Origin of the sequence: Agromyces sp. NPDC056965 (assembly GCF_042673425.1) — a bacterium.
GTDB lineage: Bacteria > Actinomycetota > Actinomycetes > Actinomycetales > Microbacteriaceae > Agromyces.
Genome location: NZ_JBHURI010000108.1, coordinates 1 through 11,827, shown reverse-complemented (window position 1 = coordinate 11,827; position 11,827 = coordinate 1). Strand labels below are relative to the sequence as shown.

Annotated in this window: 14 protein-coding genes; 10 read left to right on the top strand and 4 right to left on the bottom strand. The window is 72.1% G+C overall.

Annotated features, from left to right (window positions below; translation table 11 throughout):
* The first annotated feature begins 117 nt into the window (after window positions 1-117).
* The gene (locus ACFTQE_RS18700) at window positions 118-1,035 is read left to right on the top strand and encodes an NAD(P)-dependent oxidoreductase (RefSeq protein WP_376926482.1); all 918 of its coding nucleotides are present in this window, start codon (window positions 118-120) and stop codon (window positions 1,033-1,035) included.
* Between the two features lie 48 nt (window positions 1,036-1,083).
* Here ACFTQE_RS18700 and ACFTQE_RS18695 read toward each other — a convergent pair whose 3' ends face one another.
* Window positions 1,084-1,608 carry a MarR family winged helix-turn-helix transcriptional regulator gene (locus ACFTQE_RS18695; RefSeq protein ID WP_376926481.1) on the bottom strand — a complete coding sequence of 175 codons (525 nt, stop codon included), beginning with the start codon at window positions 1,606-1,608 and terminating at the stop codon, window positions 1,084-1,086.
* A gap of 47 nt (window positions 1,609-1,655) precedes the next feature.
* Here ACFTQE_RS18695 and ACFTQE_RS18690 point away from each other — a divergent pair, with 47 nt between their 5' ends.
* The 3 genes from ACFTQE_RS18690 to ACFTQE_RS18680 are packed head-to-tail and all read left to right on the top strand — an operon-like array spanning window position 1,656 to window position 2,983.
* A complete protein-coding gene (locus tag ACFTQE_RS18690) occupies window positions 1,656-1,883 on the top strand; it encodes a hypothetical protein (RefSeq protein ID WP_376926480.1) in 228 nt (75 codons plus the stop codon).
* Window positions 1,884-1,919: 36 nt separating this feature from the next.
* On the top strand, window positions 1,920-2,348 hold the full coding sequence (locus tag ACFTQE_RS18685; protein WP_376926479.1) for a cupin domain-containing protein: 429 nt from the start codon (window positions 1,920-1,922) through the stop codon (window positions 2,346-2,348).
* Between the two features lie 32 nt (window positions 2,349-2,380).
* A complete protein-coding gene (locus ACFTQE_RS18680; protein WP_376926478.1) occupies window positions 2,381-2,983 on the top strand; it encodes a class I SAM-dependent DNA methyltransferase in 603 nt (200 codons plus the stop codon).
* 16 nt (window positions 2,984-2,999) lie between these two features.
* On the opposite strand, the gene ACFTQE_RS18675 is transcribed toward ACFTQE_RS18680, so the two are convergent.
* Entirely contained in the window at window positions 3,000-3,578 is a 579-nt protein-coding gene (locus ACFTQE_RS18675; protein WP_376926477.1) for a GIY-YIG nuclease family protein, read from the bottom strand.
* Between the two features lie 103 nt (window positions 3,579-3,681).
* On the opposite strand from ACFTQE_RS18675, the gene ACFTQE_RS18670 reads away from it, so the two are divergent.
* Together ACFTQE_RS18670 and ACFTQE_RS18665 are read left to right on the top strand one after the other, a co-directional pair.
* A complete protein-coding gene (locus ACFTQE_RS18670) occupies window positions 3,682-4,347 on the top strand; it encodes an asparagine synthase (protein WP_376926476.1) in 666 nt (221 codons plus the stop codon).
* A gap of 75 nt (window positions 4,348-4,422) precedes the next feature.
* Window positions 4,423-5,625, top strand: coding sequence for an MFS transporter (locus ACFTQE_RS18665; protein WP_376926475.1), 1,203 nt, complete (start codon window positions 4,423-4,425; stop codon window positions 5,623-5,625).
* Window positions 5,626-5,694: 69 nt separating this feature from the next.
* Here the strand turns inward: ACFTQE_RS18665 and ACFTQE_RS18660 are convergent, their stop codons facing one another.
* Entirely contained in the window at window positions 5,695-6,108 is a 414-nt protein-coding gene (locus ACFTQE_RS18660; protein ID WP_376926474.1) for an arsenate reductase ArsC, read from the bottom strand.
* Between the two features lie 68 nt (window positions 6,109-6,176).
* The gene (locus ACFTQE_RS18655) at window positions 6,177-7,559 is read right to left on the bottom strand and encodes an FAD-dependent oxidoreductase (RefSeq protein ID WP_376926473.1); all 1,383 of its coding nucleotides are present in this window, start codon (window positions 7,557-7,559) and stop codon (window positions 6,177-6,179) included.
* A gap of 67 nt (window positions 7,560-7,626) precedes the next feature.
* On the opposite strand from ACFTQE_RS18655, the gene ACFTQE_RS18650 reads away from it, so the two are divergent.
* The 4 genes from ACFTQE_RS18650 to ACFTQE_RS18635 all read left to right on the top strand — a co-directional run bounded on the left by ACFTQE_RS18650 (window position 7,627) and on the right by ACFTQE_RS18635 (window position 11,733).
* Window positions 7,627-7,986, top strand: coding sequence for a metalloregulator ArsR/SmtB family transcription factor (locus tag ACFTQE_RS18650; RefSeq protein ID WP_376926472.1), 360 nt, complete (start codon window positions 7,627-7,629; stop codon window positions 7,984-7,986).
* 109 nt (window positions 7,987-8,095) lie between these two features.
* Window positions 8,096-9,004 carry a TIM barrel protein gene (locus tag ACFTQE_RS18645; RefSeq protein ID WP_376926471.1) on the top strand — a complete coding sequence of 303 codons (909 nt, stop codon included), beginning with the start codon at window positions 8,096-8,098 and terminating at the stop codon, window positions 9,002-9,004.
* A complete protein-coding gene (locus tag ACFTQE_RS18640) occupies window positions 9,001-10,230 on the top strand; it encodes a Gfo/Idh/MocA family protein (protein WP_376926470.1) in 1,230 nt (409 codons plus the stop codon). Before ACFTQE_RS18645 ends, ACFTQE_RS18640 begins: the two co-directional genes overlap by 4 nt.
* 93 nt (window positions 10,231-10,323) lie before the next feature.
* The gene (locus tag ACFTQE_RS18635) at window positions 10,324-11,733 is read left to right on the top strand and encodes an extracellular solute-binding protein (RefSeq protein ID WP_376926469.1); all 1,410 of its coding nucleotides are present in this window, start codon (window positions 10,324-10,326) and stop codon (window positions 11,731-11,733) included.
* Window positions 11,734-11,827 lie beyond the last annotated feature (94 nt).

The following is an 11,827-nucleotide window of genomic DNA, read 5'->3' as shown; positions in this document are numbered from 1 at the left end:
GCCCCGACACGGGTGCCCGCTCCCTGCTCGCATGCCGGCCGGCTCATTGCCCGCCGGTGGCCCCGACCGTATCGTGGACGCGAGGGCGTGCTGCACATCGAGGTGTCGGGAGGAACCATGGCCACCATCGCGTGGATCGGTCTGGGTCACATGGGCGGGCCCATGGCGGGAAATCTCGTCGCGGCCGGGCACATCGTGCGCGGCGTCGACCCGGTGCCCGCGGCGCGCACCGCCGCCGCCGAGCGCGGGGTGCGCATCGTCGCGACCGTCGAGGAGGCGGCGCGAGACGCCGATGCCGTCTTCACCTCGCTGCCGCGCAGCGAACACGTGCGCGAGGTCTACGGGGGAGAGGACGGGGTGTGGGCGGCGGTGCCCGCCTCGGCGCTGCTGCTCGACACCTCGACCGTCGACGTCGCGACGTCGCGCTTCTGCCACGAGGCATCCGCCGAACGCGGGTTCCGCTTCGTCGACTCGCCCGTCTCGGGCGGCATCGCGGGGGCCGAGGCGGCGACCCTCACCTTCATGCTCGGCGGCGATCCGGCGGATGTCGCCGAGGCCACGCGTCTCGTCGAGCCGCTCGCCGCGCACGTCTTCGACCTCGGTGGGCCGACGATGGGCATCGCCGCGAAGCTCGCGAACAACCTCATGCTCTTCGTCTCGCTGCTCGGCGTCGCCGAGGGGTCGCAGCTCGCCGCCGAGCTCGGGCTCGACCCGGCGAAGTTCTTCGAGGTGGCCTCCGTGTCATCGGGGGAGTCGTGGCCGCTCCGCACCTGGTACCCGGCCCCGGGCGTCGTGCCGACGAGCCCCGCCAACCGCGGGTTCGACGCCACCTTCTCGGCGGTGCTCGCCCAGAAGGACCTCTCCTTCGCGCTCGCCGCGGGCGAAGCGGCCGGGCTGCCCATGCCGGCGTCCCGCATCGCGCTCGAGCAGTTCGAGCGGCTCATCGGCGAGGGCTTCGGCGGCAAGGACGCGAGCCTCATCGTGAAGTACGCCTCGGCCGACGGCAGCGTCGCGGGGTTCGACCCCGAGGCGTGAGCGGCTCGGGTCCCGACGCGTGTGCGGCTCGGCCCGTGCTTGGCGGTCTCAGCCGTGCTGCACGGCCGAGATGACCTCGGTGAGCCGGTCTCGGAGGCGCCCGAGCTCGTCGAGGCTCATGCCGAGGCGGTCGACGACCTGCGGCGGAATCGCGAGCGCCTGCTCGCGCAGCGCCCGCCCGGCAGGCGTGAGCGCGACGTCGAGGGCGCGCTCGTCACGGGTGCTGCGCTCGCGGGTGAGGTAGCCCTGCGCCTCGAGTCGCTTGAGCAGCGGTGACAGCGTCGCCGGCTCGAGCTGCAGCGCCTCGCCGAGGTCGCGCACGGTGCGCGGGCTCCGCTGCCAGAGCGCGAGCATGACGAGGTACTGCGGGTGCGTGAGGCCGAGGGGTTCGAGGATCGGCCGGTAGACGCCGATCACGCCTCGCGCGGCGACGGCGAGGGCGAAGCAGACCTGGTTCTCGAGGGCGAGCAGGTCGTCGGCATCGCCGGGTGCGGCCGCGGTCGGCGCGGCCGTCGCCCGGTCTGCGGCGACCGTCTCATCGGCGGTGGCGGGGAGTGCGCTGCTGGCGTTCATGGGCTTCCAGTATGACGTGGCGGCAAATCATTAGTACACTAATGATTGTGACACGAAGAAAGCGGGAAACGCCACCCGGGGCCCAGCGCGGCTACGCCGGCTTCATCGACCGGCTGAACGCCAAGCTGCTGCCCTACATCGGGCCGCCGCCCCTGGGCCCGTACGACGAGGAGCCGGCGCCGGCCGCACCTCCGAGCTGCCCGCTCTGCGGTGCGCCGATGGCGAGCCACACGATCGACCGCTCGTTCGAGCGCACGCAGCTGCACTGCCCCTGACGTCGACGTGTCGGTGCCGCCCGCTACTCTGACGACGTGAGCGACTACGAAGTGCTGGAGATGGGCGGACTCGACGAGTGGCGGGAGCATTTCGGCGGCTTCCGCCCCGAGAGCTCGCGTGACGGGCGGCGGGTCGTCGACCACGACCTCGAGATGCAGTACATCGGCATGACCGCGAACGCGCTCGAACCCGGTGAAGAGGCCGGGTACTGGCACACGCACTCGCGCGTGGAGGAGCTCTACGTGTTCCTCGGCGGGCGCGGGCAGATGGGCCTCGACGACGAGGTCGTCGACGTCGGCCCCGGCAGCGTCGTGCGCGTGGGCCAAGGCGTCTGGCGCACCTGGCGTTGCGCGCCCGACGGCACCGAGCAGTTGCGGTGGCTGTGCATCCGCGCCGGCGGCTCCGAACTGCCGCACCTGCCCGACGACAGCTCGCGCGACAACGACCGACCGTCGCCCTGGTAGTCGGCGGAACGACGACCGGGCAGGCGGGCGGCATGTCGACGGCCGAGGTGCGCGAGGCGTACACCGGGCGGGCCGATGAGTACATCTCGCTGCTCGGCTCGGTCGCCGACATGCACGAACTCGATCGCGAACTCATCTCCCGATGGGCCGGGCGACTCGACGGCCCGGCGCTCGACGCCGGGTGCGGGCCGGGTCATTGGACCGACCACCTCCGGCGGCTCGGCCACGACGTCGAAGGTGTCGACCTCGTGCCCGCGTTCGTCGCGCGAGCGAGTGAGCGATTCCCCGAGGTGCCGTTCAGGGTGGCGTCGTTCGACGACCTCGGCGTCGCCGATGCCGCTCTCGGCGGCGTCCTCGCGTGGTACTCGTTGATCCACCTCGAGCCCGACCGGGTGGCGCCGGCCCTCGACGAGTTCGCCCGGTGCATCGCCCCCGGCGGAACCCTGCTGCTCGGCTTCTTCGACGGGGCGAGGGTCGAGCCGTTCCCGCACAAGGTCGTGACCGCCTACTTCTGGCCGCCGTCCGCCATGACGGAGCGTCTCGAGGCCGCGGGCTTCACGGTCGAAGAGGTGCACACCCGCGCCGAGCCGGGCAGTCGGCCTCACGCGGCGGTCGTGGCTCGCCGAACGAACTAGCTCCGGGCTGCGGGCCCTAGCTCTGCGCTGCGAGCCGCCGGCTCACCCAGCGGTCGTACTGCGCCCACGGGTCGGTGACGCCGAGGCGCAGTTCGGCGATGTGGGCGAGCAGCTCGTCGTGCACGCCGAACCACTCGGTGCCCGCGAAGCGGTGGGCCGCGAACTGCGCGTGGCGACGCTGCTCGAGCAGGCGATCGCCGAGCTCGAAGGCGAGCACCTCGTCGTGCGGCAGGCTCGCGAACCGCACGCGCGGGTTGCCCGAGGTGCCGATCTTGATCTGGTCGCGGTAGCCGAGGTAGTAGACGACGTCGACCCGGGGGTCTGCCACCCCGTGATCGGGCGCGTCGCCCACCCGCCATTCGCAGATCGCGCAGATGCGACCCGACGGGTAGACGACCCCGACCCTCGAACCGCAGACGAGGCAGGGCTCGGGCAGCAGGTCGGTAACTCCGACCTCGCCGGCCACCCAGTCGTGGGCCTCGAGCAGGTGCCGGGTGCAGAGGTCGAGGGGTGCATCCGCCGCGACCGGCGCCGGGCACGGGCCGTCGTCGAGGCGGATGCTGCACACCCGCCCTGCGGCATCCGCTCGGCTCATATCGGAAGGCTAGCCGCGACCACCGACGCGACAGGGGGCCGCGATAGGCTCGATTCCCGACCGCCGAACGGCGGCGGACGCCGAAGTTCGGAGGTCGATCGGCATGCCCCTGTGGCGCAAGCGTGAGCGACGGCGGTTCAAGCCGTTCGATCGCACGGCGCTGCCCGAGGCCCCGATGCCGACGTTCGACGAGATGCTCGCAGAAGGCGTGCTCGTCGCCGAGTCCGCCGGCCGCATGGCGCTGAAGAACCGCATGATCGTCGAGGCGCTGCGCGGTGAAGAGCCGTTCGCGCCCGAGCGCGCGGCCGCGGCAGCCCGAGAGGTGCTCTACGAGCTCGTGCAGGAGGCCGACGAGGTCGCCGAGCTCACCAGTGAGGCGCGCTCCGCCGCTGCGAAGCGCGAGGGCCGGTCGTCGCACGAGCACGACTACCGGCGGGCGGATGCCGCGAACCTCCGCCGGCGCGAGCAGGTCTACGCCGCCGTGGCGAAAGAACTCTGGACGCGCCGCAACGACCCCGAGTACCTCACGGCGTTCGCCGAGCGTGCGCGCGAGGAGGCCTGGGCGGAGGTCTCGGGCGCGATCGAGACACGCCTCGACCGCGAGTGGGGCGAGTGGCCCGAGATCGAGGTCGACGAGACCTACGAGGCCGAGCGCGACGATCGCATCCACGACCTGCTGGCCGACCTCGACCGCGGCGTCGCCGCCGCCGAGGCCGAGCGGGTGCGCCGTGCCGAGGCGAACGACCCGTTCCGCGGGTTCGTGGGCTAGGCCGGCACCGGGACTTCATCGAGTCTTCACGGCAGGCCGGTCCGGGCATCCGCCCGCCGCGATAGCGTGGGGGAGATGAGCCGCACCGACCGCATCGACGAACTCGAGGCGCCGCCGGTGACCGAGGGCCGACCGGGTCTTCGGCTCGCCGCCCTGTCGATCGGGCAGGTCTTCAGCTGGGGCATCCTCTACTACGCGATGATCGTCGCGGCGCCCGAGGTGGCGCGCGAGACGGGGTGGTCGCTCGTCGCGATCACCGCCGCCTTCTCGGCCGGACTCGTGGTCTCGGCGTTCGCCGGAGTGCTCGTCGGTCGCCTGCTCGACGAGCGCGGGCCGCGCACCGTGATGAGCCTCGGATCGCTCGTCGGTGCGGTCGGGCTCGTGGGCGTCGCCTCCGCGCCCGATCTCGTGCTCTTCGCGGCGGCGTGGGTCGTGTGCGGCATCGCGCAGTCGGCCGTGCTCTACCAGGCCGCGTTCACGGTGATCACTCGCCGTTACGCCGCACGCCGCCAGGTGCCGATGACGATCCTGACGCTGGCCGGCGGACTCGCCTCGACGATCTTCGCCCCGATCGTCGCGGCCCTGCTCTCGGTGCTCGACTGGCGGGCGAGCTTCCTCGTGCTCGCTGCGGTGCTCGCCATCGTCACCGTGCCGCTGCACCTGCTGTCGCTCGAACGCCGATGGCCGCATCGACCGGTCGCGCACGAGGGGGCCGTGCACACGGTCTCCTCGGTGCTGCGCACGCGTCGCTTCTGGATGCTCGAGGTCACGATGATCGCCGTCAGCGTGGCGCTGATGAGCACGACGCTCGCCGCGGTGCCGTTGTACATGGAGAAGGGCCTGACCTTCGAGTTCGCGGCCCTCGCGCTGGGTCTGATCGGCGCGGGGCAGGTGATCGGCCGGCTGCTGTTCCTCGTGCTGCCGCGAGGGGCCAGGCCGTGGGTGCCGGTCGCCGTCGTCTGCGCGCTCACCGCGCTCTCGCTCGCCGCCCTGGCGCTCGTTCCCGGCCCGATCTGGCTGCTCATCGCGATCGGCATCGTCGCGGGCGCCGTTCGCGGTGCGTACACGCTCGTGCAGGCGTCGGCGGTCGCCGACCGCTGGGGCACGCGCAACTACGGCGCCATCAACGGTGCCTTCGCCGCGCCGATCACGATCGCGATGGCCCTCTCGCCGGCGATCGGGCCGGCGGTGGCCGCGGGTGTCGGCTCCTACGCCGCGATGGCCGCGGTCATGGCGGCGCTCGCGTTCGTCGCGATGTTCACGGCACGAGCGAGCTGATCGCTCGACGCACGCGAGCCCGATGCTCGGCGGTCGGCGCGCCTGCGGTCGGCGCGCCTGCGGCCCGCGTCAGGCGGCGGGGGCCGGTGCGATCTCGGCGATGAGCGCCTCGACCCGCGCGCGGATGTCGTCGCGCACCCGCCGCACCGTTTCGAGCTCCTTGCCCGCCGGGTCCTCGAGCTCCCAGTCCTCGTACCGCTTGCCCGGGAAGATCGGGCAGGCGTCGCCGCAGCCCATGGTGATCACGACGTCGGACTCGCGCACGGCATCGACCGTGAGCACCTTCGGCGCGTTGCCGGCGATGTCGATGCCCTCTTCCGCCATGGCTGCGACGGCGACGGGGTTGATCTCGTCCTTCGGCTCGGAGCCGGCCGACAGCACCTCGACGCGGTCGCCCGCGAGGGCGCGCAGGTAGCCGGCGGCCATCTGGGAGCGGCCGGCGTTGTGCACGCAGACGAACAGGACGGTGGGGGTGTCGGTCACGGGGTTCTCGCTCTCGGTGGTCGCCAGCAGCATAGACGGGTGAGGTGTCGTCGGACTGAACGGATGGGTCAGCTGCAGCATCCGCTCGCGCTCGGCGCCGTGCTGTCGATCGCCGCAGGGCCGCCCGTCGAGCACACGCCGGTCGCGGGCAGCACGAGTTCGACGTTGCGCGCGACCGCCGCGTCGCCGGCCAGCCAGGCGGTCACCGATCGCACCTGCTCGTAGCCCGTCGCGAGCAGGAACGTCGGCGCCCGGCCGTAGCTCTTCATGCCGACGATGAAGAAGTCGCGCTCGGGCTGCTCGAGCTCGCCGAAGCCGTGCGGCTCGACGGTGCCGCACGAGTGCACGTTCGGGTCGATGAGCGGGGCGAGCCGCCGCGGCGCCTCGACGATCTCGTCGAGCTCGAGGCGGACCTCGCGGAGCATCTCGAGGTTCGGCCGGAAGCCAGTGGCGTTCACGATGCGGTCTGCCGAGATCGTCTCGAGCCCGTCACCGCGACGGCCGGTGATGAGGGCGGCGGATGCCTCGTCGCCCGTGCCGCGCGCGAGCCGCACGATCTCGAAGCGATCGACGAGCTCGATGCGGCCGGCCTCGACGAGCGCGTCGACGCGAGCGCCGATCGATGCACGCGCCTGCAGCTCGTCGTCGGGCGAGGTGGTGACCCGGGCGGCCGTCGCGTTGCGGATGACCCAGGTGATGCGGGTGCCGGGCTCCTGCTCGGCGAGTTCGGCGAGCTTCAGCAGGGTGTTCGCGGCCGAGTGCCCGGCGCCGACGACGACCGTGTGCCCGCCGGCGAACTGCGCCCGGTCGCGACCGAGCACGTCGGGCAGGGCGTGGCTCACGAGGTGCTCGACCTCGGGCAGGCCGAGCGGGTCGAGCCCTGAGGAGCCGAGGGAGTTCGGGGTGCGGTAGGTGCCCGAGGCGTCGATGACGGCGCGCGCGGTGAGCTCCTCGACGCCGTCGGCGGTGCGGATGCGCAGCAGGAACGGCGTCTGCGCTCGACCCGTGGTGCGCGTGCGGTCCATGCCCTCGCGGGTGACGGCGGTGACCTCGACCCCGAATCGCGTTCGGTCGGCGATCGCCGGCAGTGCGGCGAGGGGTGCCAGGAACCGTTCGACGAGCTCCGAGCCCGAGGGCAGCGACTCGGCAGTCGGGGCGACCCAGCCGGTCTCGGCCAGGAGTCGCTGCGACGCGGGGTCGACGAGGTGCTTCCACGGCGAGAAGAGGCGGGTGTGGCCCCACTGGGCGACGCTCGCCCCGACCCGGTCGCCCGCTTCGAGCAGCACGAAGTCGATGCCGCGCTCGACGAGGTTCGCGGCGGCGGCGAGGCCGATCGGGCCCGCTCCGATGATCGCGACGGGGAGGGCATGCAGGCGCGAGGGGAGGGGTCGCGGTGCGGTGAGGTCGATGAGGGTCATCCGGGTGCTCCAGTCGTCGGAAGGGGCATTCATTGAAGTTCGTCGATACAGAGTGTCCCGCCTATATCGATGGATGTCAATATATGCGAGACTGGTTCGCATGACGATCGTCGAACTCCCCCTGGTGGACGCCGAAGCCGCCCCGGTCTCGTGCTGTGCGCCGCTGACCCGTGCGGCGATCACCGCCGAGGACGCCGAGGTCTTCGCGCGGACGCTGAAGGCCATCGCCGACCCGGTGCGGCTGCGACTCGTCTCGATCGTCGCGGCATCCGAGGGTCAGGAGGCGTGCGTCTGCGACCTCACCGAACCGGTCGGCCTCAGCCAGCCGACCGTGTCGCACCACCTGAAGATCCTCACCGAGGCCGGCATCCTCTCGCGCTCGAAGCGCGGCACGTGGGCCTACTACCGCCTGGTGCCCGGCGCCCTCGAGGCGATCGCGGCACCGCTCGTCGGCGTCTGAATCGACGCGGGGAGCGAGCCCGCTTCGTACGGTTGTAAGTATGTCCGAACTTAGTTACCCTTGACCGCGGAGACGCACAGGAGCGTCCCAACGGTTGAGAGGACTCTCGGTGATCCGAACTGCGAACGCGCCGGTCAGTTATGGCGTCTTCGAACTTTCCCGCCCCGATGTCGTGCCGCTGCCCGATGGCGAGCAGCTCGCGACGTGGGTGGCCGAGGCGGGCTACGAGGGCATCGACCTCGGCCCGGTCGGCCTGTTCGGTGATCGACTCGGGTTGCCGCAGCTCCTCGAGCGCCACGGTCTCGCGCTCGCGGGCGGCTGGGTCGACCTGCCCTTCGCGGGCACCGACGAGGAGTTCGAGCACGCGTTCGCCGCGCTCGCCCCCACGCTCGAGCTGTTTGCCGCGGCCGCCGCCGTGGCCCCCGACCGCGCCCCGAAGCCGACGCTCGCCGACTCGGGCTCGCCCGAGCGCAAGGCGCGCCCGGGCGGCGCCCCCGAGCTCGAGCTCGACGACGCGCGCTGGGCCGTCTTCACCGCCCGCGTGCAGCGCGCGGCCGACCTCACCCGCGCGGCGGGCCTCGAACCGACCTTCCACCACCACGCGAGCACCTACATCGAGACGCCACGCGAGATCGACCGGTTCCTCGCCGACACCGACGTCGACCTGACGTTCGACACCGGGCACCTGCTCGTCGGCGGCGGCGACCCCGTCACCGACTTCCCGCGGTGGGCCGAGCGCATCAACCACGTGCACCTGAAGGACGCCGACCGCTCCGTGCTCGCCGCGGCGGCCGGCTCGGCCGACCCCATGCGCGACATATGGGAGCGACGCGTCTTCGTGGCGCTCGGCGAGGGCGACCTCGAGGTCGATCGCATCGTCGACACGATCGTCGACTCGGGGTACGACGGCTGGATCGTCGTCGAGCAGGACGTCATCCTGCAGGACGCCGCCGACGTCGCCCGCGCCCGCGCCGACCAAGTCGCGAACCGCGAGCGCCTGCGGCGGTGGTTCGCATGACCGGGTTCGACGAGCAGCCCGCCGCCGGCGTCGACGCCGCGCCCCGCGGCGAACGCGTGCGCGTCGCCGTGATCGGCCTCGGCGCGATCAGCCAGAGCGTGCACCTGCCGCTCATCCGGCGCAACGCCGACCTCATCGAGCTCGTCGCGGTCGTCGACCTCTCGATCTCGCGGGCACGCGAGATCGCCGAGGCATCCGGCGCCGGAGTCGCGCCCTTCGACTCCGTCGGGGAGCTCATCGACGCCGTCGCCGCCGGCACCCTCCGCGTCGACGGCGCGATCCTCGCGACCGCGGGTTCGCACGCACCGGATGTCGCGCGGCTCGTCGGCGCCGGCATCCGCGTGCTCGCCGAGAAGCCGCTCGCGTTCTCGATCGCCGAGGTCCGGTCGCTCGAGGCGCTCGCCGACGCTCGCGGCATCGACCTCGCCGAGTGGGTGCGGGTCGGCTACATGAAGGAGCACGACCCGGCATCGGCCGCCGCGAAGGCCCTGCTCGCCGAGGTCGACGTGCGCGCCGTGAGCGTCGAGGTGCTGCACCCCGCCGACGGGGCGCAGCTCGCGTTCGCGAACCTCTCCGCCCCGCCGTCCGACGTGCCGCCCGAACTGCTCGCGACCCTCGTCGCCGCGACCGATGCGACGGTCGCCACGGCGATCGGCGCCGCCGCCGCCCCGCTCCCGAAGCTCTACACGAACGTCGTGCTCGGCTCGATCGTGCACGACATCGGGCTCCTGCGGCATCTCGTCGGCGGCATCGGCACGGTCGACCGCGCCCGCCACACGGGCCCGGCGTTCCCGGGATCGCTCAGCCTCGGCGGGTACCTCGCCGAGCGCACCGACGTGCCGTGGTCGATCGACTGGCACTTCATCCCGCGCTACCCCGAGTACCGCGAGACCGTCACCTTCCACCACGAGACGGGCACGATCGCCCTCACCTTCGCGGTGCCCTACGTGCTGAACGTCCCCACCGTGCTCACCGTCGTCGAGAACGCCGACCCCCTCGGGTCGCGACGCTCCGAGACGCGATGGATGCAGGAGGAGGCGTTCGAGCATGAGCTCCGATCGTTCGCGGCACTCGCCGCGGGGCATCCGGAGCCCGGCCCATCGGTCGCAGAGGGAGTCGCCGACATCATCGTCGGCCAGCGGATGCTCCGAACCCTCGCCGACTCGATCGGCGCCCCGCTCGGCGAGTCGTCGGAGGCGGGTGCCGCCGGCGACCGGCGGGCCTGAGCACCACCGCACCACGAAACACCGCACCACGAGAACACAGCAGCACCCTGCCGACGAGAGGCTCGGCGGGCGAATCGATGAGAGAGGTCGAAGATGATCAATCACAGCAAGCGCAGGGTTCTGGCGGCATTCGCCGTCGCGACCGCCGGCGCCCTCGTGTTCGCCGGTTGCTCCGGCGAGGCACCCGAGGCGTCGGAGGACGACGGCCCGGTGACCCTCACGATCACGGCGAACGCCATCACCGGCGGCAAGAACGCCGCTGAGGCCGACTGGCTCGCGGACTGGGTCATCCCCGAGTTCGAAGCCGCGATGGAGGAGGACGGCAAGGACGTCACCGTCGAGTTCGAGCCCCAGGGCGTCGACGACGAGAACTACAAGACCAAGATCGCGCTCGACCTGCAGTCGGGAGAGGGCGCCGACATCATCGGCATGGACGGCATCTGGGTCGGCGAGTTCGCCGAGGCCGGCTACATCAAGCCGCTCGCCGATGTCGGCGGCGACTCCGTCGACTCGTGGGAGGGCTGGGACCAGATCCCCGAGGCCGTGCAGAACGCGCTCTCGTTCGACGACGAGCGCTACGGCGTGCCGCAGGGCGCAGACGGTCGCGTGCTCTACTACAACAAGGACCTCTTCGAGCAGGCGGGCCTCCCCGCCGACTGGCAGCCCGAGAGCTGGGACGACGTGCTCGACGCGGCCCGCGACCTGAAGAAGCTCGACGGCGTCACGCCGATCCAGCTCAACGCGGGCACCGCGATGGGCGAGGCGACGACGATGCAGGGCCTGCTGCCGCTGCTCGTCGGCACGGGCGAGCAGGTCTACGAGGACGGCAAGTGGGTCGGCGACACCGACGGCCTGAACGACGTGCTCGACCTCTACAAGACGATCTACATCGACGAGGGCCTCGGCGACGCCGTGCTCCAGCAGGAGGCGGCGGGCCGCGACACCTCGTTCCAACTGTTCGCCTCGAACCAGATCGGCATCCTCCTCGAGGGCGACTACTTCTGGCGGAGCGTCATCAACCCGGCAGAGGGCGTCGGCACCGCGCCGATGGCGAACCGCGACGACGTCGTCGGCTACACGAAGATCCCCGCGATGAAGCCGGGCTCCGGCGTCAACGACCAGGACTTCGTGTCGATGTCGGGTGGCACCGGCCGCGTGCTGAACCCGAACAGCGACCACCCCGAGCTCGCATGGGAGCTGCTCGCGTTCATGAACTCGGCCGACGCGTACGAGGCCCGGAACGCCGGCACCCTCGCGATCACGCCGCGTACCGACGTGAACGACGAGATGCTCGCCGAGGACCCGATGCTCACGTACGTGAGCGAAGAGGTGCTGCCGATCACCGCGTACCGCCCGCCGCTCGCCGCCTACCCGCAGGTGTCGACCGCGCTGCAGCAGGCGAGCCTCGACGTGGTCTCGGGCACGAGCGTGGCCGACGCCGCGAGCACCTACGCCGACGCCGCGAAGGACATCGTCGGAGACGACGCGGTCTCGGGTGGCTAGGCGATGACGACCAGCACCACCACGACGCCGGCGGGGGGGGCGCTCGCTCCCCGCCGGCGGCGGGGGGGGGGCCGGGCCCGCCCGCGCCGAGGAC

Bases quoted from the DNA above. Each gene is read 5' to 3' on its own strand.
- ACFTQE_RS18700 (WP_376926482.1), top strand. From the start codon at position 118: ATGGCCACCATCGCGTGGATCGGTCTGGGTCACATGGGCGGGCCCATG.
- ACFTQE_RS18695 (WP_376926481.1), bottom strand. From the start codon at position 1,608: ATGAACGCCAGCAGCGCACTCCCCGCCACCGCCGATGAGACGGTCGCC.
- ACFTQE_RS18680 (WP_376926478.1), top strand. From the start codon at position 2,381: ATGTCGACGGCCGAGGTGCGCGAGGCGTACACCGGGCGGGCCGATGAG.
- ACFTQE_RS18675 (WP_376926477.1), bottom strand. From the start codon at position 3,578: ATGAGCCGAGCGGATGCCGCAGGGCGGGTGTGCAGCATCCGCCTCGAC.
- ACFTQE_RS18670 (WP_376926476.1), top strand. From the start codon at position 3,682: ATGCCCCTGTGGCGCAAGCGTGAGCGACGGCGGTTCAAGCCGTTCGAT.
- ACFTQE_RS18665 (WP_376926475.1), top strand. From the start codon at position 4,423: ATGAGCCGCACCGACCGCATCGACGAACTCGAGGCGCCGCCGGTGACC.
- ACFTQE_RS18655 (WP_376926473.1), bottom strand. From the start codon at position 7,559: ATGAATGCCCCTTCCGACGACTGGAGCACCCGGATGACCCTCATCGAC.
- ACFTQE_RS18650 (WP_376926472.1), top strand. From the start codon at position 7,627: ATGACGATCGTCGAACTCCCCCTGGTGGACGCCGAAGCCGCCCCGGTC.
- ACFTQE_RS18640 (WP_376926470.1), top strand. From the start codon at position 9,001: ATGACCGGGTTCGACGAGCAGCCCGCCGCCGGCGTCGACGCCGCGCCC.
- ACFTQE_RS18635 (WP_376926469.1), top strand. From the start codon at position 10,324: ATGATCAATCACAGCAAGCGCAGGGTTCTGGCGGCATTCGCCGTCGCG.